This is a genomic window from Streptomyces sp. NPDC045998 (assembly GCF_056430285.1).
This window is the reverse complement of sequence record NZ_JBWKLJ010000004.1, coordinates 270,366-292,477: the sequence shown is the minus strand read 5'-3', so window position 1 is coordinate 292,477 and position 22,112 is coordinate 270,366. Positions and strand designations below refer to the sequence as shown.

General features: G+C 74.1%; 18 protein-coding genes. 5 read left to right on the top strand and 13 right to left on the bottom strand.

Annotated features, from left to right (window positions below):
- Positions 1 to 26: 26 nt before the first annotated feature.
- Both modA and AC07FJ_RS14375 read right to left on the bottom strand, forming a co-directional pair.
- Positions 27 to 857 carry a molybdate ABC transporter substrate-binding protein gene (gene modA / locus AC07FJ_RS14380; protein ID WP_479048860.1) on the bottom strand — a complete coding sequence of 277 codons (831 nt, stop codon included), beginning with the start codon at positions 855 to 857 and terminating at the stop codon, positions 27 to 29.
- 134 nt (positions 858 to 991) lie between these two features.
- Entirely contained in the window at positions 992 to 1,390 is a 399-nt protein-coding gene (locus AC07FJ_RS14375) for a TOBE domain-containing protein (protein ID WP_479048857.1), read from the bottom strand.
- Between the two features lie 247 nt (positions 1,391 to 1,637).
- On the opposite strand from AC07FJ_RS14375, the gene AC07FJ_RS14370 reads away from it, so the two are divergent.
- The gene (locus tag AC07FJ_RS14370) at positions 1,638 to 2,864 is read left to right on the top strand and encodes an MFS transporter (RefSeq protein WP_479048855.1); all 1,227 of its coding nucleotides are present in this window, start codon (positions 1,638 to 1,640) and stop codon (positions 2,862 to 2,864) included.
- 44 nt (positions 2,865 to 2,908) lie between these two features.
- Here AC07FJ_RS14370 and AC07FJ_RS14365 read toward each other — a convergent pair whose 3' ends face one another.
- The gene (locus AC07FJ_RS14365) at positions 2,909 to 3,841 is read right to left on the bottom strand and encodes a hypothetical protein (RefSeq protein ID WP_479048852.1); all 933 of its coding nucleotides are present in this window, start codon (positions 3,839 to 3,841) and stop codon (positions 2,909 to 2,911) included.
- Between the two features lie 216 nt (positions 3,842 to 4,057).
- Between AC07FJ_RS14365 and AC07FJ_RS14360 the strand changes: the two genes are divergently transcribed.
- Both AC07FJ_RS14360 and AC07FJ_RS14355 read left to right on the top strand, forming a co-directional pair.
- The gene (locus tag AC07FJ_RS14360) at positions 4,058 to 5,146 is read left to right on the top strand and encodes a PP2C family protein-serine/threonine phosphatase (protein ID WP_479048849.1); all 1,089 of its coding nucleotides are present in this window, start codon (positions 4,058 to 4,060) and stop codon (positions 5,144 to 5,146) included.
- A gap of 139 nt (positions 5,147 to 5,285) precedes the next feature.
- On the top strand, positions 5,286 to 6,251 hold the full coding sequence (locus AC07FJ_RS14355) for a UbiA family prenyltransferase (protein WP_479048847.1): 966 nt from the start codon (positions 5,286 to 5,288) through the stop codon (positions 6,249 to 6,251).
- A 70-nt stretch (positions 6,252 to 6,321) separates the two neighbouring features.
- On the opposite strand, the gene AC07FJ_RS14350 is transcribed toward AC07FJ_RS14355, so the two are convergent.
- The 8 genes from AC07FJ_RS14350 to AC07FJ_RS14315 all read right to left on the bottom strand — a co-directional run bounded on the left by AC07FJ_RS14350 (position 6,322) and on the right by AC07FJ_RS14315 (position 13,715).
- Positions 6,322 to 7,026 carry a helix-turn-helix transcriptional regulator gene (locus tag AC07FJ_RS14350; RefSeq protein WP_479048844.1) on the bottom strand — a complete coding sequence of 235 codons (705 nt, stop codon included), beginning with the start codon at positions 7,024 to 7,026 and terminating at the stop codon, positions 6,322 to 6,324.
- 190 nt (positions 7,027 to 7,216) lie between these two features.
- Positions 7,217 to 8,188: a DMT family transporter gene (locus tag AC07FJ_RS14345; RefSeq protein WP_479048841.1), complete on the bottom strand. Its 972-nt coding sequence runs from the start codon at positions 8,186 to 8,188 to the stop codon at positions 7,217 to 7,219.
- 2 nt (positions 8,189 to 8,190) lie between these two features.
- Positions 8,191 to 9,117 carry an ATP-grasp domain-containing protein gene (locus AC07FJ_RS14340; protein ID WP_479048838.1) on the bottom strand — a complete coding sequence of 309 codons (927 nt, stop codon included), beginning with the start codon at positions 9,115 to 9,117 and terminating at the stop codon, positions 8,191 to 8,193.
- 29 nt (positions 9,118 to 9,146) lie between these two features.
- Entirely contained in the window at positions 9,147 to 9,893 is a 747-nt protein-coding gene (locus tag AC07FJ_RS14335) for an SDR family oxidoreductase (protein ID WP_479048835.1), read from the bottom strand.
- 16 nt (positions 9,894 to 9,909) lie between these two features.
- Positions 9,910 to 11,028 (bottom strand): homoserine O-acetyltransferase MetX, encoded by a 1,119-nt coding sequence (metX, locus tag AC07FJ_RS14330; RefSeq protein ID WP_479048833.1) that lies wholly within the window; start codon positions 11,026 to 11,028, stop codon positions 9,910 to 9,912.
- A 1-nt stretch (position 11,029) separates the two neighbouring features.
- A complete protein-coding gene (cysK, locus tag AC07FJ_RS14325; protein WP_479048831.1) occupies positions 11,030 to 11,998 on the bottom strand; it encodes a cysteine synthase A in 969 nt (322 codons plus the stop codon).
- 124 nt (positions 11,999 to 12,122) lie between these two features.
- Positions 12,123 to 12,944: an arginase family protein gene (locus AC07FJ_RS14320; protein WP_479048829.1), complete on the bottom strand. Its 822-nt coding sequence runs from the start codon at positions 12,942 to 12,944 to the stop codon at positions 12,123 to 12,125.
- A gap of 3 nt (positions 12,945 to 12,947) precedes the next feature.
- Entirely contained in the window at positions 12,948 to 13,715 is a 768-nt protein-coding gene (locus tag AC07FJ_RS14315) for a YqcI/YcgG family protein (RefSeq protein ID WP_479048827.1), read from the bottom strand.
- 213 nt (positions 13,716 to 13,928) lie between these two features.
- Here AC07FJ_RS14315 and aac(3)-VIII point away from each other — a divergent pair, with 213 nt between their 5' ends.
- Entirely contained in the window at positions 13,929 to 14,819 is an 891-nt protein-coding gene (aac(3)-VIII, locus tag AC07FJ_RS14310; protein WP_479048825.1) for an aminoglycoside N-acetyltransferase AAC(3)-VIII, read from the top strand.
- A 140-nt stretch (positions 14,820 to 14,959) separates the two neighbouring features.
- On the opposite strand, the gene AC07FJ_RS14305 is transcribed toward aac(3)-VIII, so the two are convergent.
- Together AC07FJ_RS14305 and AC07FJ_RS14300 are read right to left on the bottom strand one after the other, a co-directional pair.
- Positions 14,960 to 18,688 (bottom strand): hypothetical protein, encoded by a 3,729-nt coding sequence (locus AC07FJ_RS14305; protein WP_479048823.1) that lies wholly within the window; start codon positions 18,686 to 18,688, stop codon positions 14,960 to 14,962.
- A 51-nt stretch (positions 18,689 to 18,739) separates the two neighbouring features.
- The gene (locus tag AC07FJ_RS14300; protein ID WP_479048821.1) at positions 18,740 to 19,990 is read right to left on the bottom strand and encodes an aminotransferase class III-fold pyridoxal phosphate-dependent enzyme; all 1,251 of its coding nucleotides are present in this window, start codon (positions 19,988 to 19,990) and stop codon (positions 18,740 to 18,742) included.
- 118 nt (positions 19,991 to 20,108) lie between these two features.
- On the opposite strand from AC07FJ_RS14300, the gene AC07FJ_RS14295 reads away from it, so the two are divergent.
- The gene (locus AC07FJ_RS14295; RefSeq protein ID WP_479048818.1) at positions 20,109 to 22,094 is read left to right on the top strand and encodes a phosphoribosyltransferase; all 1,986 of its coding nucleotides are present in this window, start codon (positions 20,109 to 20,111) and stop codon (positions 22,092 to 22,094) included.
- Positions 22,095 to 22,112 lie beyond the last annotated feature (18 nt).

Here is a 22,112-nt window from a genome sequence, read left to right as displayed (position 1 = left end):
GGGCACGGGCCGGAGGCGGTGCCGGGTTACGGCTTCTGGAAGCCCGCGTCCTGGAGGATCCTCTGCCCCTCGGGGCCGGACAGCCACGCCACGAAGGCGGCCGCCGCCTCGGCGTTGTCGGAGTCCTTCAGCGTGGCGGCCGGGTACTCGGCGATGGCGTTCTGCGCATCGGGGATGGCGACGGCGTCGACCTTGCCGGGAGCGCTGTCGGCGTCGGTCCGGTACACGAGACCGGCGTCCGCCTCGCCCAGCTCGACCTTGCTGAGCACGGCACGGACGTTCGGCTCCTGGGAGACCGGCTTCACCGTGATCTTCTGCGCGTCGAGGATCTTCTTGCTGTACTTCCCGACCGGCACCTCGGGCGCCGCGAGGACGACCTTGAGCTTGGGGTCGCCGAGGTCCTTCAGCTCGTCGACCTTCTCGGGGTTGCCCTCGCGGACGGCGATGACCAGGCGGTTCTTCGCGATGACGGCCGGGGTGCCGGTCTCGCCCCGGACGCCGTCCATGCTCTTGGTGTCCGCGGTGACCAGCGCGTCGGCCGGTGCCCCGTTCTTGACCTGGGCGACGAGCTCCTGGGAGCCGGCGAAGGAGAAGGTGATCTTCGTGCCGGGGTGGCTCTTCTCGTACGCGGCCCCCGCGGTCTTGAAGACGTCGGTCAGGGAGGCGGCGGCCAGCACGGTCAGGTCGGCCTTCGGTACGGCGTCCTTCGTGCCCCCGCCGGCCTTGTCGCGGTCGGTGCCGCAGGCGGCGAGCGGGACGAGCAGGGCGGCGGTGAGGACGGCGGCAGCGGCGGTACGGCGCCGGGCGCGGTTCCGGGCGCGGTCCTGGACAGGGGTCTGGACGCGGGTCTGGGACATGGGGCGACTCCTGGTGTGACGTGCGCGGAGGCGGTACGCGCCGCCGCGGCGCGGTGAACGGACGAGCCGCGCCGGGACGGCGACGCCGCTGCCAAGGGACTTCCGCGTGACCCGCCGGCCGGTTCTCCGGTCGGTCAGGCGCGGTCGATGTGCACGTTGGTGGACTTCACGCGGGCGGTGGCCCGCATGCCGACCTCCAGCCCCAGTTCCTCGACGGCCTCGCGGGTGAGCAGGGAGACGAGTCGGTGCGGCCCGGCCTGGATCTCGACCTGGGCGGCGACATCGCCGAGCTTGACGGCGGTGACGATGCCGGGGAAGGCGTTGCGGGCGCTGGTGTACGTGTCGTCGTCGACGTCTCCCGGGCCGGCCTGCGCGACCTCGATGGCGAACGCGGCCAGGTCCCGGCCGTCGATGAGGCGGCGGCCCGCCTCGTCACGGTGGGTCGCGACCCGGCCGGCGTCCGCCCAGCGCCGCGCGGTGTCCGGACTGACGCCCAGGAGCCGTGCGGCCTGGCCAATGGTGTAGGACTGCATGTGCGTCACGCTAGGGCCGTTTCGCTCTTATCTGCAAACCTTTGAGGCTTCCTCCATGGCAGATGGGAGGTGCTTCGGTCGAAGCGCCAAGCCGGGCCCGGCCCCGCACGCGCCCACGTCGCGGCGACGGCATGCCGGCGCCCTGAGCCACCTTGGGCAGATGCGGTGAAAGCTCCGGCACCGGGCTCGCAGAATCGGTCAATCCTCCACTGCTGCCGGGCACCTGCGTTCCGGGAGACTCGCGTCCGTGAACGAGACGACGTCGCAGGCGCCCTGGCTGTCCCCGGGAGTGAAGGGCATCGGCGCGGCGAGCTTCCTGGCGGACGTGGGCCACGAGATCCCCACGGCGCTGTTGCCGTCCCTGCTGACCTCCACGCTCGGCGCACCGGCCGCCGCCCTCGGCGCGATCGAGGGCGTCTCCGACGCGCTCGCCGGGGCGGCCCGCTTCGGCGGCGGCGTCCTCGCGGACGATCCGGCCCGGCGCCGCAAGGTCGCCGTCGGCGGTTACGCCACCACCGCGGTCCTGGGCGCGGCCACCGCCGGAGCCACGGCGGTGTGGCAGGTCGGCGTCCTGCGCGCCGCCGCCTGGACGGCCCGCGGTCTGCGGGTCCCCGCCCGCAACGCGCTCCTCGCCGACATCGTCCCGCCCCGGGCGTACGGCCGGGCCTACGGGTTCGAGCGGATGATGGACAACCTGGGCGCCGTCTTCGGTCCGCTCCTCGCCCTGGGCCTGGTGGCGTGGCTCGGCGTGACGTGGGCGATCGGCCTCTCCGCCGTCCCCGGGCTGCTGGCCGCCGCCGCCATCGTCTACGCGATCCGCAGGACCCCGCGCCCCACCCGGCGCGACCGGGTCCCGCTGCGGATCCGCGTGAAGCCGGTCCTCCGGGGCGACCTCGGCCGGCTCATGGCGGCCGTGGCGGCGTTCGAGGCGGGCAACGTCGCCGCCACCCTCCTCATCCTGCGCGCCACCGAACTCCTGAGCCCCGCGCACGGGACGCGGACGGCGACGACCCTCGCGCTCGGCCTGTACACCGCGTACAACGTCGCCGCGACCGCCGCCTCGGTCCCGGCCGGCCGCCTCGCCGACCGCCTCGGCCCGCGGGGCCCGGTCCTCGTCCTCGCCGCCGGTGTCGCCGCGTTCGCCCTCTCCTACGGCCTCTTCGCCGTCACCCCCGCGGCCCTCGCCGTCCTCGCGGTCCCCTTCGTCCTGGCCGGCCTCGGCATCGGCGCGGTCGAGACGGCCCAGCACTCCGCGGTGGCCGCCCTCGCCCCGAAGCCCGTGCGCGGCTCCGCCTTCGGCGTGCTGGCCACCGTGCAGTCCCTCGGCAACCTGGCCGCCAGCGCCGTCGCCGGCGTCCTGTGGACCGCCGTGTCCCCGACCGCCGCCTTCGCCTACCTCACGGCCTGGATGCTCCTGGCACTGGCCGGGCTGTTCCTCTTGAGGACCTCCGTGAGGGCGGAGACGTCACGGTGAGGGCGACGCCTCGCCCGCGAGGCGCTCCGGGTTCTCCTGCTCCGCTAGCGGTGCGGCGGGGGAGCCGTGGGAAGCGGCGTTGTCGCCGGTGACGTCCACTGCCGCGCGGGGCGGGACTCGTACAGCACCGTGTGGAACCGTCCGGCCGACTCCAGGCCCTCGGGGTCCGCGCCGAGCGCCCGGACCGCCTCCACGGCGTACGCCTGCTCGCGCGCGTCCGTGAAGCGCCGCTGCGGCCAGGTGCGGGCCCGGTCCGCCACGGTCCGCATGCCCCGCGAGGCGAGGACCTCGGCGATGCCCGCGTACGACACGGTGCGCAGGACGAAGGCGCTGACCCACACCGGCGGGCGGGCCGCGTCCAGCAGCGCGTCGAACGTGCGCCGGGTGACGTAACTCCCCCCGCCCGTCATGGTGAGGAGCCCGACGCCCGAGACGGCGCGGCGCAGGCCCGGACCGGCCGGGCCGCGTTCCAGGTTGTCGGTGAACGCCGCGTCCAGCAGCCCCACCACCCGCGCGTACCGCAGTGCCCGGCCGGCGATGTCCAGGCCGACGACCGGGACGGCGTCCGCCCGACGGCGCCCCGCGTAGAACTCCTTGTCCCACGCGATCAGCTCCTCGGTGGACAGCCGCCGCGCCCGCGGGCAGGTGTAGTGCTCGTACAGCTCCGCGAGGGTGAGGTCGTGGTTGAGGAGGGCGGCGTTGACGCCGTACGAGCAGCACACGTCCAGCACGGCGGGTGAACCCCGGCCGCCGCGCGGCGCGGCGGTGCGCCACTCGGCCACGGTGCGCCTGAAGACGGCCTGGGCGTGGTGGGGGATCTCGTACCGCAGCGGTGCCAGCCGTGCGAAGTACGCGCGCGGGTCCGGCTGGTCGTAGACGTCGTCGAACCGCGCTTTGCCGCCGTCCGCGCCGTCCGTGCCGTCCGCGCCGTCCGCGCCGTCCGCGTCGTCCGGGCCGCCGGGGCCGGAGCCTGTCATGGAGAGCACCTCTCCCTCACGTCACTCGTGCCGTCCCTGCCGTCCATGCCGTCCGCCATCGTCGCCGCCCGGGGCGGCGCGGGGGACGTGTGCACCGGGGGCGCACGGGCGCAGGCTCCGCGCCGGCGGTCATCGGCCGCCCGGCCCACCGGGTCGTACGTACCGCCATGCGACGACATCCGATCGACGTCCCATATGTCCCGATATCATGCCTTCATGATCTCGCTTGGCCGACTGCGGCCGCGCCGCTCCCCCCGCGGCAGATGGGACGCGGCACTGCTGTCGCCCCTGGTCCTCACGGCCCTCATCGTCGGCCTGGCGTTCGCCACGCCGAGGGAGATCGCCTTCAGCCGCCTCCTGCCCGCCGCGCCCGCCCTCGCCGCCGCGATGTGGCCGGTTCTGCCCACCCTGCTGCTGGGGGCGTTCTGCCTGCTGGTCATGGTCACGCTCAGCTTCTTCCACACCGACCTCGGGACGCCCTACACCGGCGCCGCGATCGTCGCGGTGACCCTGGCCGCCGCGTACGCGAGCCACCTCCGGCTCCAGCGGGAGCAGACGCTCTTCCACGTCCGGCTCGTCGCCGACGCGGCCCAGAAGGTGCTGCTGCGCCCCCTGCCGGGGCGCATCGACGGCGTCGAGATCGAGTCGCTGTACCTGGCGGCCCAGGAGCAGGCCCGCATCGGCGGCGACTTCTACGAGGCGGCCGACACCCCGTACGGGGTCCGGCTGCTCATCGGTGACGTGCGCGGCAAGGGGCTGTCCGCGGTGGGCGCGGCCGCGGCCGTGACCAGCTCCTTCCGGGAGGCCGCGTACGACGAGCCCGACCTGACGGGCATCGCCCGGCGCCTGGAGACCAGCATCATCCGCCACATCGCCGCCTTCCCGGGGCCGGACCTGCCGGAGCGCTTCGCCACCGTCCTCCTCGTGGAGATCCCCCGCGTCGGTGACCGGATCACGCTCCTCAACTGCGGACACCCGCCGCCCCTGCTCGTGCACCACGGGCGGACCCACGTCCTGGAGCCGTCCACCCCCTCGCCGCCCCTCAACCTCGCGGCGCTGATCGGAGACGCCTACTGCGTCGACACCGCCGCCTTCGCCCCGGGCGACCACCTGCTCCTCTACACCGACGGCGTGACGGAGACCCGGGACCACGCGGGCGCGTTCTTCCCCCTCCCGGAGTGGATGGCGGAGCAGGAGCCGGCGTCACCCCGCGAGCTGCTCGACCTGCTGCACCGCGACCTGCTCCGCTACAGCCGGGGAAGGCTCGACGACGACATCGCGGCCCTCGCCCTGCGGTGCACCTGACGGGAAGGCGGGGTGCCTCCCGTGTGCGTGTCGCCCCAACCGGCGCTGCGCTACGGCTGATTGGGCGTGTGCGCGGTGCACCCCGTGTACGCCGATGGTTGTATGGCCGGGGCCGGGCGGCGTTCCTAGGGTTGCGACCGTGATCAATCTCAGTGGGCACGTGATCGTCACCAGGCCGGCTCGAGTCCTGGATCTCCGTTGGCACTCCGCGTGGCACTCGCTCGCGGAGACCGTTCGCCTCTGCTGGCACGAGGCCCGTCCCCTCGTGCAGGTCGCCTTCCTCCTGCGGTTCGCGGTCGGAGTGGCGTCCGCGGCGCAGGTGCCGCACTCCCTCACCCGCCCCGCGCTCGGCATGGCGTCCCTGTGGTGTGCCGTGGTCTGCGCGTATCTGCTCAACGGTGTCACCGACGTCCGCGAGGACCGGGTCAACGGCTCCCGGCGCCCGATCGCCCGCGGCGACCTCCCCGAGCGGACCGCCGCACAAGGCAGCGTCCTGCTGGCCTGCGCCGCCCTCCTCCTCGGCGGGCTCGCCGGGCCCGGCGTGGTGCTCTGGACGGCCGGTTTCCTGGTCCTGGGCTGGGCCTACTCGGCCGAACCGGTGACGGCGAAATGCTTCAGCGGGCGCTGCGCGCTGGTGGTCTTCGGACTGGGCGCCACGGCGTACGGGGCGGGGGTCTCGGCGTCCGGCGGCGAGTGGACCGCGACCGGCGTGCTGGTCGCCGGGGTGATGCCGGCCTGGATGGCCCTGGTCGGCGCCGTGGTCAAGGACCTGGGCGACGTCAGCGGCGACGCGGCCGGCGGCCGCCGTACGGTCGCCGTCGTCCGTGGTCCGGCGGCCGCGCGCGCCCTGGCGGTGGCCGGTGCCCTCACCGTCGGCACGGCCGCACCGGCGCTGGCGCTGCTGTGGGCGACGCCCGCCCTGACGGTCGCGGTGCCGCTGGCGCTCGGGTCGCTGTGGGTGGTCGTCCGGGTGGTGCGGGACGCCCGCCGCGAAGACGCCGGCCGCGCGGAACGCCGCGGAGCCTACCGGGCGTTCATGGTCACCCAGTACGTCGCGAACCTGGCCGCGCTCGCCGGCCTGGTCCTGCTGGGGACCCTCGGGTGAACCGGTCCGCCTGAACGGAGTGGGACACGCCCACGTCGATCACCCCGACCGCGCCGCGCCGGCGGCACGGTCAGCCCTCTCCCGGGAACATCTTGTTCAGCGCCTGCACCCGGGAGTTGATGCCGAGCTTGCGGTACGCGTTGTGCAGATGGCGTTTGACGGTCGCCTCCGTGATCTCGAAGCGCCGGCTGATCTGCCGGTTCGTCAGCCCCTCCCGTACCGCCGCGAGGATCTCCCGTTCGCGCAGCGTGAGCAGCTCCAGGGACTGCGGCTCCAGATCCGCCCGGGGCGGCGCCCCGGACGGCGGCCGCGGAGGGTCGGCGGGGGCCGGCGGCCGTGCGGCCTCCTCGTAGCCGCGGATCCCCTGGTAGAGACGCGCCCCCGTGACCGTACGGAACGTGGTGCTGATCTCCTGCTGCACCGCGTGCCGTTCCCCGGCCGGCATCAGGCCCGCCGCCCGTGTGACGGCCTCCTGCATGGCCTGCCAGAGCACCTCCGCCGCCCGGACCGACTCCGACACCGGGATCCGCTGGGTGACGCGGTGCGCCCCGAGCAGCCGGGAGTACTCCCCGGCACCCGCCACCTCCGCCGGCCGGCCGGTCTCCAGCGACTGCGCGCACTCGGCGACGATGTTCTGGGCCTGGTAGCGGCACTGCCGCCAGGCGTCTTCGCGGGTCGCCAGCGGGCTGCTCAGCCGTTGGAGTTCCGCCCGGTACGCCTCGACGATGGCGGACGTGGCGGTACGGAGCTGGTGTGCGGCCGCCTGACGACTCACTTCGCGCCTCCCCTTCCCGGGGCCGCGGCAGGCCCTGCCGATCTGCCCCGCAGCCTTGATCGCGGAGAACGTAGCACCCTTCGTATCAGCGGAAAATGGGCGTCCGGAAAATGAGAATGCGAGAGCTCGGCGGCCCCGAAGCCACGGATTTCGTGGTTTCGGGGCCCGCCGGAGTGGAGAAGGACTTCCGTCACGACGTCCTGGCGCGTTGGGTGACGACGATGCAGGCGAGCACGACGGCCGCGGTCAGCGGCACGGCCGCGCCGATCTCCTCGCCGAGCAGCAGCACCGCCCATACGAGGGTCAACAGCGGCTGCGCCAACTGGAGTTGGCTGGCACGCGCCACCCCGATGAGCCCCATGCCCTTGTACCAGACGACGAAGCCGCCGAACTGCGAGACGGCCGCGATGTACGCCATGCCGACCAGCGCCTTGGCCGTGAGGTCCACCGGCTCGTGCGGCAGCGCCCACAGGGAGACGGCGAGGTTGACCGGGAAGGCCAGGACCACGCCCCAGGCGATGACCCGCCACCCCGGCATCCGGGCGGAGAGCCGCCCGCCGAAGGCGTACCCGGCCGCGCAGACGACGAGGGCGCCGAAGAGGTAGAGATCGGCGACCGTCGGCGTGCCGTGGCTCTGCGAGAGCGTGAAGGCGACGACGGTCGCCCCGCCGGTCAGGGCCGCGGCCCAGAACACCTTCGAGGGATGGCGCCGGGTGAGGACCGCGGAGAACGCCGCGGTGGCCATCGGCAGCGCGCCGATGACGATCGCCGAGTTCGCCGTGGACGACGTCTGCAGGGCGAGCGTGGTGAGCAGCGGGAAGCCGATCGCACAGCCGCCCGCGACGACCGCGAGCGCGGGCCAGTCGGCACGGGCCGGCAGCGGCGCCCGCGTCACCAGCAGCGCCGTACCCGCGATGACGGCGGCGAGCACACCGCGCACCCCGATGGCGCTCCACGGTCCGAAGCCGTCGAGGGCCCACACCGTGCCGGGGAAGCTGAAGGAGAAGCTGAGCACGCCGAGCGCGGCGTAGAGGGTGCCGCGCGGCACGACGGACGAGCCACCGGCCGGGGTCGTGGCGGAAGGGGTCGTGCCGGTCGGGGTCGTGCCGGTCGGGGGCGTGGCGGCCCGGGCCGGGGCTGTGGGGATCTGTTGCGTTGCCATGGTCATCCGTTCCTGCGGTCTCGGGAGATGTCTTCCAGCCGTGCGGCGATGGCCCGCGCGAACCGGGTCGCGGAGCCCTCCGCGAAGGGCATGCTCAGCGACGGCTCGCACACTTCTAGTTCGAGCAGCACGGGTCTGCCCTCGCCGTCGCGGATGAGGTCGACGCGGCCGTAGAGCAGCGGCCGTTCCAGCTCCAGTCGTGCCACCACCGCCGCCAGCGCGGCCGAGGCGACCGCCCGCTCGTCCTCGGCGGCCTCGCGCGCGGTGCGGGCGTCCTGGGTGGGGACGTCGACGGTGCCGTCCGGCAGGAGCAGCGCCCGCTTGCGGATGGCGTGGCTGTACGCGCCGTCGAAGTAGACGAGGTCGGTCTCGCCGTCGCGGTCGACGGCGTCCAGGTAGGGCTGGAGGAGCGCGTCGCAGCCCTGCTGGAGCAGCTTGGCGATGTGCCGCGTCGCCTCGGGCTCCTGGGCGCGGGAGAACCGCTGCACGTCCCGCGAGTAGGCGCCCACGGTCGGCTTGACCACGAACTCGGCGGCCGCCGGGTGCCGTTCGAGGAAGGCCCGCAGGGCGTCGGCGGGCTCCGCCTCGGGCGCCACGAAGCTGCTCGGTACGACGGGCACACCGGCCGCGTCCAGATCGCCCAGGTAGCTCTTGTCGAGGTTCCAGCGCACCACCGGGAGCGGGTTCAGGAGATGCGTCACGGCGGTGACGTGCTCGCACCACCGCAGGAAGCGCGGGAGCTGCTCGACGTAACTCCAGGGGGACCGCAGCAGTACGGCGTCGAAGAGTCCCCAGTCGATGTCCGGGTCCTCCCAGCTGCATATCTCGGCCCGCACTCCGGCGGCCTCACACGCCTCCAGCAGCAGCGGCATGTCGTAGTCGATCGGAAGGCTGGTCATGTCGGTGGCCAGGGCCACGTGGTTGCCCATAGGGGGAACGCTCCATTGATGTACCGGTGTTACCAGGGGACGGTTTCGCCGCGGTGCGTGTACGTGCCGGTGGGGCCGTCGTCGCCGAGCAGGGCCATCGCCACGCCCGTCCGGGCGCCCTCCGGGATCGTGAGGTCTCCCTCGCCGTCGTTCAGGCCGGTCCGGGTGTACCCGGGGTGCACGGCGTTCACCTTGATCGGGGTGTCGCGCAGTTCGTAGGCGAGGTGGACGGTCCACGAGTTGAGCGCGCTCTTGGAGGCGCTGTAGGCGGGGAGCGACTTGAACATGTCGCTGTAGGCGTACGAGTCGGGATCGCCGTGCGTGCCGACGGAGCCCAGCAGGCTGGACAGGTTGACGATGCGGCCGGCCCGGGACCGCCGCAGCAGCGGCAGGAAGGCCCGGGTGACCTCGACGACGGCGAACAGGTTGGTGTCGAAGGTCTGGCGCCACAGCGCGAGCGGCTGTTCCGACGGCCTCCTGCCGTACTCCTCGACGCGGATGGCGGCGTTGTTGACGAGGATGTCGAGCCGGCCGTACGACCGCTCGACCTGGGCGGCGGCGGCCTGGATGCCGGCGGTGTCGGTCACGTCGAGGACCAGCGGTTCCACCGGGAGGCCGGTCCGGCGCAGTTCCTTCGCCGCCACGGTGACCGCCTCGCGGTCCCGTCCGCTGAGGAGTACCCGGACGCCCTCGGCGGCGAGTCGGCGCGCGGTCTCGAATCCGATACCGCGGTTCGCGCCGGTGACGAGGGCCAGCCGGGACGAGTGGTCGGGCATACGCACCTCCGGAGTGCTAGAGAGTGGTGAGGAACTTCGCGATGGGGACCGCGAAGCGGTCGATGTCGACGAGGAAGGCGTCGTGGCCCTCGTCCGACTCCAGGGACAGGAACGCGGCGTCCGTGCCGCCGGCGCCGAGGCCGTCGGCGATCTCGCGCTGCTGTGCGGGCGGAAAGAGGATGTCGGTCTCCACACCGATCACCAGCGCCTTCTCCAGCGGCATGCGGGCCAGGACCTCGGCGGTCGGGGCGCCGCAGGACTCGCCGAGGTCGAAGCGGTCCATGCAGCGGCTGAGGTGGAGATAGCTGTTGGGGTCGAACCGGCCGGAGAACTTCCGGGCGTGGCATTCGAGGTACGCCTCGACCTCGAACTCCGGACCGAAGGGGTCGTCGTCCGCGCGGCGCTCCGCCGCGATGCGGGCACGGCCGAAGCGGCGGTCCCACTCCCGGGCCGAACGGTAGGTGGTCATGCCCAGCTTGCGCGCCGTGAGCATGCCGCGGTGCGGGTAGCTCTCCGCGTCGTAGCGGCCGTCGTTCCACTGCGGGTCGAAGCGGATCGCCTCGCGTTGCAGCGAGCGGACCGCCGTCGCGAACGGCAGCGAGTTCGCCGCCCCGCAGATGTTCAGGTGGGCGCGGGCCAGCCCCGGGTGCCGGGCCAGGAGCGACAGCGCGCTCATGCCGCCCATGGAGGTGCCGATGACGCAGGCCAGCCGCTCGACGCCGAGGGCACGTACGGTGTGGGCGGCGGCGTCGGCGATGTCCTCCATCGAGAGTTCCGGGAAGTCGGGCCCGTACGGTACGCCCGTGGCGGGATCGACGGAGGCGGGCCCCGTCGAGCCCTTGCAACTGCCCAGTGAGTTGACGCAGATCACGTACCAGCGGTCGGTGTCGACCGGTCTGCCCGGTCCCACCATGGCCTCCCACCACCCCGGTGAGGGGTCCTGCGGGTGGGAGGCGACGTGGCTGTCGGGCGACAGGCCGGTGAGGATCAGGACCGCGTTGTCACGTTCCCGGGTCAGCCGTCCGAGCGTCTCGTACGCGATCCGCGCACCGGTCAGGGTGCCGCCGCGGAGCAGGGTGAACGTACGGGGCAGGGCGGAGAACCGGGCGGCCGGCGGGACGAATTCCCTGCTCACGTCAGTTCCCGGAGTCCAGCGACGCGAGCCACTCGTCGTCCGAGCCCTCGTTGACGCCCTCCATGAGGAACGTGGACAGATAGCGCTCCCCGGTGTCGGGCAGCATGGCGAGCAGCACCGAGCCCTCCGGGGCGGTCTCCGCGACGCGCAGCGCGGTCGCCAGGGTCGCGCCGGCGGAGATGCCCGCGAAGACGCCCTCCTCCGCGGCGAGCCGGCGCGCGGTGTCACGGCCCACCGTCTCGTCGATGGTGACCAGCTCGTCGATGACGCGGTCGTCGAGCACGCTGGGCACGAAGTTCGGGGACCAGCCCTGGATCCGGTGGACGTTCCACTCCTGCTTGCCCAGGATGGCGGCGTTCTCCGGCTCGGCGGCGACGACCCGGACCCCGGGGCGGGCGGTCTTCAGCATCTGCCCGACGCCGGTGAGGGTGCCGCTGGTACCGAACCCGGTGACGAAGTAGTCCAGCCGCCTGCCCGCGAAGTCCGCGAGGATCTCCGACGCCGTGGTCTCCCGGTGGTAGGCGGGATTGGCCGGGTTGTCGAACTGGCGCGCCCGGAACCAGCCGTGCTTCTCGGCCAGTTCGTCGGCGATGCGGTTGCCGCCGCTGCTGCCGAGCTCGCCGGGGAAGAGGATCACCTTGCCGCCGTACGCCCGGATGAGCTGGCGCCGCTCCTTCGAGTACGTGTCGCCCATGACCGCGACGAAGTGGTAGCCGCGCGCCGCGGCCACCATCGCCAGGGCGATGCCGACGTTGCCGGACGTGCACTCCACGATCGTGTCGCCGGGCTTCAGCAGGCCCTTGGCCTCGGCGTCGAGGACCACGGAGAGCGCGAGCCGGTCCTTCACCGAGCCGCCGGGATTGAACGCCTCCACCTTCACGTAGACCGTGGTGTGCGCGGGGGCGAGGCGGTTCAGCCTGACGATCGGTGTGCGGCCGACGGTGTCGAGGATGCTGTCGTAGAGGGGCATGGGGTCTCTCCTTGGCGGGCGGGTGAAGGGGGCGACCGGCGGCAACCGGGCGAGCGGACCGGGAAGGGGGCCGGGAAGGGAGCCGGGAAGGGGGCCGGGGAGCGAGCCGGGAAGGGGGCCGGGCCTAGCGGCCGGCGAAGGCGTTCTCGAACACGGGCGCGACCATGTCGAGGATCACGGCGACGGCGCGTTCGTTCTGCGCCTCGTCCAGGGAGGCGTCGAACTCGGCCAGTTCCACGCCGAGCAGCCGGTCGGCCGGGATCGTGTCGAAGACGGTCCGTATCTGCTCGGGGAGCAGGCCGTCGGGGACGGTGTAGTCGGCCGGTACGTGGCCCGGCTCGAGCACGTCCCAGTCGATGTGCACCCAGACGGGGCGGTCGCCGATGGCGTCCAGGATGTTCTCGGCCGTCGTCTCCGCGGGCGGGATGACCCGCACCCCGGCCCGGGCGATCAGCTCGGCCTCGGCCTCGTCGATGTCCCGGCTGCCGACCAGCACCGCCTGCGACGCCGGCAGCCCGGCACCGTGGCCGCTGTCCCACAGGCCGCACGCGGCGGCGAGGACCATCCCGCCCAGGTAGCCGGTCCCGGTGGTGTCCGGCGTGTTGAAGTCGCCGTGCCCGTCGATGTAGAGCACCACGGCGTCCGGGAGCTCACGGGCCACGACCGGCAGCGTGCCGATGCTCGCGGGGCAGGTGTTGGAGATCAGGACCGTCCGGTGCCCGGCGCGGATGCTCTCGCCGACGGCCCGGCCCAGTGCGGTCAGCTGCCCCCCGGCCTGCGGAAGGCTGACGCTCCAGTCGTCGTCGGCGGCGGGCGCGGGCTCGCCGATCCAGCGGCCGGTGAGTCCGTACCGCTGCTCCAGGGCGCGCGCGATGCGGGCCGCGCCCTCGATCATCCGGGGCTTCCGGTCGGCCACCCGGCCCTGGGAGACGATGAGTTCGATCATGGTTCAGGAAGTCCTCTGCGTGCCGTCGTCGATGCGGGGCTGGAAGGGGCAGGTGTCGGAGCGCCCGGTGTTCTCCTCGATCAGGCCGTACTGCTGCCATTCGAGGGCACCGGCGCCGTAGGAACCCAATTGCGGGGAGTGCTGAACACCGTCGTAACGGTGTATTCGCCTGCGAATGTTGGCGCGCACTTTCCGCCCGCTCGGAGTGTCTCCGGCGAATACGTCGAACCGCTCCCGCGGATTGATGACGAGGACGAACGAGCCGCCGAGATGACGGCTGCGGCGCACTCGGTGTGCGGGATTGCTCATGTTGCAGAACAGCGGCATTCCGTTGAAGCACATGGACCAGGCCTCGGACTCCGGATGCCGGGCGACGCCGGCCGGCCAGGGCGCGGGGTCGATCCGGTGCAGCTCCTGCAGGACGTGCCAGCCGAAGGCGTGGTGGTCCTCGACGGAGTCGGCCGTCACGGCTTCCGGCGAGAACACCACGACCAGCGGATACGCGGTGTCCAGCTGTCCGTCCCAGCGCCTGGCCTGCTCGACGTACTCCGTGAGGGCCGCCGCCAGGTGCCGGATGCCGTCGCTCCCGGCGTCCGCCACGAAGGCGAATCTCAGAAGCTCCTTGCGGAAGGCGTTCCGCGAGAACACACAGGGAAAGTCCGGGTCGGAGAGCCGCGCCGCGATCTCCTCGACCGCGGTGCGCTGCCAGCCCTCCTCGAATTCACTTGTCCGCGCCTGGGGAACGATTGCTGATTGCTGCGACGTGTGCACCTAGCCATCCGTTTCTGCGGTTACGGGCTGTGGCGATGGCCATGGTGTCCCGCGAAATCGGAGCTTCGCAATGGAGGGAAACGAAGGGTTGAGCAAGGGCGTATGGCGCGTACAGCGAAAGTTGTAGGGAATGTGTTTTCCCTCGGCAGCAGGCGTGGCCGGAAACCGTCCTGCGCCCGGCGGGCGCCGCGCGTACGCCGCTAGGTTCGCCGCGTGGACGAAAGGGAACTGATCGAGCGCGCCGGCGGCCCCGTCACGCGCGGCCGCCTGGTGCGCGACCTCAAAGAGCTCGGTGTCGGCGCCGGCGACACCGTCATGGTGCACACCCGCATGTCGGCGATCGGCTACGTCGTGGGCGGCACGCACACCGTGATCGGCGCGCTCCTGGAGGCCGTCGGCGACGGCGGCACGCTCATGGCCTACTGCGGCTGGAACGACGCCCCGCCCTACGACCTCGCCGACTGGCCGCCGGAGTGGCGGGACGCGGCCCGGGCCGAGTGGCCCGCCTACGACCCGCTGCTCAGCGAGGCCGACCACAACAACGGCCGGGTCCCCGAGGCCCTGCGCCACTGGCCCGGCGCGGTCCGCAGCCGGCACCCCGACGCGAGCTTCGTCGCGGTCGGGCCGGCCGCTCACCGCCTGATGGACGACCACCCCTGGGACGACCCGCACGGCCCGGACAGCCCGCTCGCCCGGCTCGCCGAGGACGGCGGCCGGGTCCTGCTGCTCGGCGCCCCGCTGGACGCGCTGACGCTGCTGCACCACGCGGAGGCACTGGCCGAGGCGCCCGGCAAGCGGTACGTCGCGTACGAGCAGCCGATCACCGTCGACGGCCGCCGGGTGTGGCGGCGGTTCCGGGACGTCGACACCGAGACCGAGGCGTTCCCGTACGGACGCGTGGTGCCCGAGGGGGTGTGGCCGTTCACGGTGATCGCCGAGGACATGCTCGCCGCGGGCATCGGCCGCACCGGCCGCGTGGGCGCCGCCCCCTGCCACCTCTTCGAGGCTCCGGACGTGGTCCGGTTCGGCGTCGAGTGGATCGAGAGCAAGCTGGGGAAGGGGGAGGCGGCGGGCAAGCCGGGGGAGACGGCCGGCGGCTCCTGAACCGCCGACCGCCGCCTACCGCTGACCACTTATCGCCTACCGCCTCCGGCCGCCTACCGCCACCGGCCGCCTCCGGCCGGCGCGGCGGCCGGTGTTCCGCCCGCCGCGCCGGCCTCGGCACGGTCACTTCACGCGCCCACTCACGCGGCCACGGGGCCCGCACCGGCCTTCGCGCGGATGTCGCGCCGCAGCCGCCCGTCCGCCGCGGCGACGGCCGCCGCCAGCAACTCCTCCCGGTGCGGTCCGGCGCCGTACGGCACGACCTCCAGGTCCGCCACGAGCCCGGCCAGCAGGCCCTCGCGGTCCAGCACCTCGGCGTACCGGTGCACCAGGAACTGCTTGCAGCGCCGGTGTGCCCGGGGCGCGGCGGCGACCCGCCGGGCCACGTCCGCCGCGTTCGCCTCCGTCACCACCAGCCAGGGCGCCCGCCGCAGGAGCGGGCCGTCACCACCGGGGCGCCCGGCGAACGCCCGCGCCACCGCGTCCCGCACGTCCGCGCGGGGAAGCAGCGCCGCGCCCAGCACGTCGGCCCAGCCCGGCGCGTCCGCCGCGGTGAACGCCGCCACCGCCGCGTCCGGGAACCGGGCCGCCACCAGGAGCGCCAACTGCTGCACCGCGTTGTGCCCGGCGATCCAGTCGGCCGGGTCCTCCGTGGCGGCCAGCCGCCGCCACGCCGCGTCGAGCCGCGCCAGCGCGCCCTCGGGGCCCTCGGTGGAGGCGGCCAGCACCTCGCTGCGGATCCGGTCGTCCGTGCACAGCATGCCGACGGCGGTGCCCAGCGGCAGGGTCTCCAGCGTCTCGAACAGCTCGGCGTCGTCGTAGACGAGCCGGTAGTCGACGAGGGCCCGGAAGACCTCGGCCCACTCCGGCTCCCGGAAGGCCTCCGGCAGGCTCGCGACGTCCTCCTCCGGCACGTACGAGAAGTCGTACGAGCCGTCGAAGAGGGTGCGGAACACCCCGAGCGCCAGCCGCATCTGCGCGAGGGTGAACCGTTCCGCGCCCGCCGGCGGGCGCGCCTCCACCTGGAGCGTCCACGTCCCGGCCAGCAGCACCCGCTCGCAGCGGAAGACCAGCTCGGGGAACCACGTGCCGCAGCGGTCCAGCAGGACCGTCAGCCCGGTGAGCCGCCCGGCCTCCTCCTCGGTGACGTCCGGCGGCTCCGTCCACTCGCCCTCCACCCGGTCGGGGCGGAACATCAGGCTCGCCTTGTGGATGCCCAGCGGCACGTCCAGCTCGAACGCGTCCCGGGTGAACCGCAGCAGCTTGTTGCCGCCCGGGCCGAACCGGTCCGACAGGCGCTGGAGTTCGCGCACTCCCGAGGGGGCCCGCTCGGCGGGGTAGCGGGCGGTCCGGGCGAGCAGCCACTGGTGCAGCGCGTTGTGGAGCTGGTGCGGGTTGCCGGGCCCGTCCTCGCCGCCGGCCGGTACGCCCTCGGCGGCCAGCTCCAGCAGCCGGCCCCAGGTCAGCTCCTCCTCCAGGGCGAAGTCGTCCGGCACCGGCGCGCCGCGCCACACCGCGACCCACGCGCCGAACCCCTCGACCGCGTGGCGCTCGCGGTCCGAGAGGCCGAACGCGCCCACGAGGTCCAGCCACTGCTCCAGCAGATCGAGGTACGCGCGGTACGGGCCCGGTTCCGGACGGTCCACCAGTTCCAGCAGCAGCCGCTTGAGGGTGCTGTCGTACGCCTCGATCAGGTCGCTCCTGGTCAGGTCCAGCAGCACCTGGTCCCCGCCGTCGTCCCACGCTCCGGCACCCACGTAGGCCCGGTACGCGTCGTTCAGCGCCCGGCCGCGCCGTGCCGCGTCACCCGGGTCGGCGGCCGACAGGTCGACCCGGCAGCGCTCCACGGCCAGGTAGCGCGTGGCGAACTCCTCGTCCCGGGCGGCCAGTGCGAGCAACCGGTACGTCTCGGCGGGCGGCGCGGACGAGCGCGCGGCGAACCGGCACAGCGCCTCCGTGCGGGCCGCGTCGTCCCGGGGGAGAGCGTCCACCGTGCGCCTGAGGACCTCCTCGCGCTCCGCCGCCGTGTACACATCCAGGGCGTGCAGGGCCGACGACAGGGACGCCACCGCGTCCAGCAGGGCCAGCGCGGCCTCCGTACCGCCCGCCCCGCCCGCCGCGAGGGCGAGGGCCGGGGTGAGCACGGTCTCCAGGGCCGTGTCCGGCACGGTGCCGGCCGCCTCCAGGCGGGCCACCGCGACCGCGACCCGCACGTCGGCGGTGCCCGTGGCCCGCGCAGCGGCCAGCCCGTGCACGTACGCCCGCGCGGCCTCCGGCACCAGCTCCGCGGCCCGCTCCGCCGGCACGCCGCCGTCGACCAGCGCCTCCGCGGCACGGGCCGCGAACGCGGGCGACGCCACGTCGGCGCCGAGCCGGACGAACACGTCGGGGGCCGGCAGGAAACTGTCCCGCACGATCCGTTCCCGGACCCGCGACGACAGATGGGGCACCTCGTCCAGGCGGGCCGCGCCCGGCATCAGCTCCGGGCCGGGCGGCGTGCCGTCCGCCCGGGCCGCCGCGGCGGCGTCGGCGGCGTCGGCGGCGGTGAACAGCAGCCGGCAGCCCTGCGGGACGGCGGTCATGCGCCGCGTGCCGGTCTCCACCGCGGGGGGCCGGCCGGTGCCGAAGTAGCACTCCTGCGTCCACGGGTCCGCGAGCGCGTACGACGCGGTCTCCGGGATGTCCTCCGGGCGCCCCCGCAGTACGGCGACGCCCTCCTGACGGAACATCACCGCGGCGTGTTCGGCCGGTGCGCCCCGCTCCACCAGGACGTGCCCGAGCCGCGCCCGCTGCTCGGGGTCGAGGCGCAGGTAGCGGCTCCAGGCGTCCTCCAGGCGTACGGACGTGAGGAACGACGAGGCGCGCACCCGGCGCGGCGGCACCAGGATGTCGACCGGCGCGGCGACGCACGTGGCGCGCCAGACGGCCCGGCAGGCGTCGGTGAGGGTCTCCAGCGACGGTTCGGGGTCGAACGCGGCGGCCGGGCGGACCTGCACCAGCCGCGTCCGGGCGGTGTCCACCCGGCGCAGGAGCGCGCCGCGCCACAGCGTCGTACCGGGGACGCCGGTCAGCCAGACCAGGCTGTTCTCCCCGTCGCCCAGGCGCTGGGCGGAGGCGAAGCCGAAGCCCAGCGACAGCTGGCCGACGAGCCGCCCGTCCGGCGTGAGTTCGGTGAGGCCGGTGACGGAGACGGTGCCCGCGTCGGTCTCCAGCACCCACTCGGAGTCCACGCGGGGCATGCCGAAGCCGCGGTGCACCCGCGTCAGCAGGTCGGTCAGGGCGGCCACGTCGGCGTCGCCCAGCAGCGGTGTCTCGCCCGGTGCGGCCGGGTCGGCCGCACCGGCCGTGCCCGCCGCGTCGACGAGGGGCTGCACGAACGCGGCGATGGGGGAGGGCCGGTACCCGGGGTCGGCCAGCCGCTGCTGGGCCACGGCGTGTTCGCCGTACCCGCTGAAGACGACCGCCGCGACCGTCGCGTACACGTCCTCGGGGCGCGGGCACACCAGGCTCTCGTAGCCGCCCGCGTTGACGTTGTCCTCCTGGTCCTCCGCACCGGAACTGCGGACGATCCAGGGGGCGTCGCCGCACACCTCGCGCAGCCGCGCGGCGAGATCGGGCTGCCGCTCGCGCAGGAAATATGCGTATCCCGCGACGAGTTCCTTCTGCGTCGTTTCCGTCCCGCCCGCCCGCGCCGTGAATTCACGGGCGTCGGCCGGGTCGAGCGGGTACACCGGGAGTGCCACGTCGGTGAATTGCGGGTCGCGGTGCAGCCGGAGCAGCCGGGCGCATTTCGCGCCGTACTTCGCGGTCTCCTCCGCCGATTCCTGCCCGGATACGTCTGCGGTGCCGGTAACGGCTGGGCTGTCCATGGAAAGCCGCCTCAATGTCTCTGGTTTCCTTCGGGGTGTCGGGGGGCGGGTTCAGTCGTCGAGCAGCCGCGCCAGCAGCCCGTCGGTGGCCGCCCGGTCGCGCGGGGCCTCGCGCAGGCCGTCCATCACGTTCCAGGCGACCCGGTAACGGGCCGCCTCGTCGACGCCGGCGCCGCCCGCGTACGGCGTCAGCCGGTCGCACACCCGGGTGAACCGCTGCTCGGCGTCGGTGAGCACGGCGTCGTCGAAGGCGGCCGACACGCCCTGGTTGTCGCCCGCGTAGAAGAGCAGGCCCTCGGCGTTCGCCGCCTCGTAGAAGGCGTCCTCCAGCTCCTCCGACGCCGGGACGAACTGGAAGAACGTGCCGTCACCGGCGATCTCGACCGGCAGGGCCGCGTCCTCGAACGCCTTGCGGGCGTGACGCAGGAACCGGTCGCCGGCCTCCCGGACCGCCCGCTGCGGTTCCCCGGTGGCGACCCGGGCGAGCGCGGCGTCGGCCGCGGCCAGGATCGTCGGCTCGAAGAACGAGGTGAACGACACCTCCTTCAGCGGCTTCAGCAGGGTGCGGGACCCGCCGACCGCGGAGACCGCGTGCCCGTTGGCCATGCCCTTGGCGACCACCCACACGTCGGGCGCGAGCACCTCCGCGGTGGACAGGCCGGGCCCGTAGCGCAGGCCCACCTTCACCTCGTCCGCGACCAGCACGACCCCCGCCGCCGAGCACAGCCGGCGCAGCTCGCGGTACCAGGCGGGCGACAGGTGCATGTGGTCCGGCGACACGACCACCGCCGCGACCCGCTCGGGCGCGGCCAGCAGCTCCTCCAGGAGGCCGAGGTCGAAGAAGAAGTCCACCACCCCGTCGGCGTTGGGCTCCAGCGGCGCCGCGGACGGGAACCACATCGGGTCGTAGCCGTGGTAGCCGGCGCTCAGCAGCAGCGGCCGCCCGGTCGCTTCGCGCACGGCCAGCACGGCCGCCCGGACCGCCGCCGTGCCGGACCGGAACAACCCCACGACGTCGCCGCCGCACAGGGCGTGCAGCCGCTCCAGGACCGCGTCGACCCGGGGGCTCCAGCCGGTGGCCGTGCCGTCCGCACCGGTCGCCGCCCGCGCGACGGCCTCCGCCACACCCGGGTCGCCGTGCCCCAGCAGAATCGATCCCCGCGCATTGTCGAAATCGATCCAGCGAAATCCCGATTCATCGGTCACATAGGCGCCGGAAGCCGAAGTGAAAACGCGCGGCCGGTTGTTGTCGTCACGCGGGCACGTGGGGAATTCGGCCAGCAGGGAAGAGTTTTCCGTCATTGTTCATCCCATCGGAAAGTAAGGCGTTGAACGGTAATTCGGAACGGGCGCAGAGTGTGCACGGGATCCGGGCGAGAACGCGCCGGAACCGGTGACTGTGAACCCGGGAGGAATGGACGTGGTGACGACCGGCGTGGCGATGCCAGCCCTGCACCGTGCTTTCGTGGACGAGGCCCGGCGGGACGGCGGCACGGCCGCCCTGCACGCCTGCGCCTGCTTCGCCGAGCAACTGCTCGCCGACGCCGCCGCGGCGCACCGGGCGGCCGGGGCCGATCCGGACGGGGCACCGACGGCCGGCCGGCTCGCGCGGGCCGCCGACCGGTTGCGGGCCCTGTGCACCGAGCTCGCCCGCGACATGGCCGCCGGTCCGGCCGCACCCTCCGGCGACGCGGAGCAGCGGATCGCGGCCGTGGAGGAGGCCCTCGGCCTGGCCACCGCCACGACCGACGCGCTGTGGCGCTCCGCGGCGGCCCGGACGGACGAGTCGACCGCCGTGCTGCTGCGCCACGCCGCCGACTGGAAGACCCCGGAGTGCTACGGCTACGACCTGGCCGACCCCGAACTCGGCTTCGGCCAGGCCACCGAACACCTCACGGCCCGCTCCACGTGCGGGCCCGTGCTGGTCGTGGGCATCCGCACCGGAGGCTCGTACCTGGCGCCCTTCTGGCAGGCCGCCGCCGAGGACACCGGGTGCTCGGCGGGCCCCTGGCACAGCGTCCGCCCCGTGCGCGGCGCCGCCGGCATCACCCTGCCGGCCTCCGAACTCGCCGCGCTGCCACGGGAACTGCCGCCGGGCACGACGGTCGTCCTGGTGGACGACCAGCCGGACACCGGCGCCACCGCGATCGCCGTACGCGACCGGCTGGTACGGCGCCTCCCCGGCGTGCGGGACATCGTCCTGGCCGCACCGGGACGGCTGTACGACCTGAGCGGCCCGGCCGTGCGCCCGCTGTCCGAACGGCCGGTCGTCCGCACGGAGGGACGCCTCTGGCAGCTCGCCGACGCCGGTGACGCCGCCGCGCTCGTCGCCCGCGCCCGGGCGGCGGGCGTGCCCCTCGCGGCCGGCGCCGCCTACCGCGCCGAGCCCTTCCGGGGCCCGTTCGTCGCGGAGTACGGGACGGCCGGTGGCACCGCCCCCACGGCGGTGAGCGGCGGGCCCCGCCGCATCGATCCGCGCAACCGGCCCTTCACCCTCGTGGCCGGAGCCGGAGCCGGAGCCGGAGCCGGAGCCGGAGCCGGAACCGACGCGGAGGAGGAGGCGGACGCGGCGGCGTACCACTTCCGGTTCATCGGCACGGGCCCGCACGGGCGGCAGTGCCACCGCGCCCTGCAGGCCCTGGGGGATCTGCTCCCGCCCGGCCACCTCTTCGCCGACGGCTACCTGGTGACGCGCCACGAGAACGGGCTGCGCCCGCTGCGCGAGGCGCTGCCGACGCTGACCGGGCCGGAGCGGCGACGGGTGCTCCGCGAGGTCGCCGAGTCCTGGGCCGCGCTGCGCCGCGTCGGCGAGCTCGGCCGCCCGGGCGACCACGCCGTGTACGACCCGCGGGCCCGGCTCGACGGGGCGCTGCGGCGGCTGCGCGACCGCATGGGCCGGCCCCTGCCCGTCGACGGCGCCTGGGCGGCCCGGCACCTGCCGGAGCGGGTGCCCCTCGGGGGCGTCGACGGCGTCCTGTTCCGCACCCCGCTGCCGTACGGCCACGGGTACTGGCACTGGCAGCTCGCCGGCACCGGGCACGGGGAAGGCGGGGCCGGCGGCGACGGCGGCCCCTCCCGGCACGGCCCCTCCCTGCACGGCCCCGCCCTGCGGCGGTTCGGCCTGGACTGGATCTGGGGCGGGGGCGGCTGCCTGGAGAGCGAGATCGCCTCCTTCGTCGTCGAGAACCGGCTCGACGCCGCCCACCGTCACCTGCTGCGGGAGGCCGTCGCCGCCGCCACCGGCGACACCCGGGCGTTCGACGCCGGCCTGCGGCTGGCCGGCGAGGCGCTGTACTGGAACGTCAAGACCTGGCTGCGGCGCTGCCCGGTCCTCACCGGAGCCACCGCCGACCGCGTCCTGACCGAACTGGCCGCGCAGGCCCGGTACGTCGCCGGCCTGGACTGACCCGTGGCGCCCGCCCCC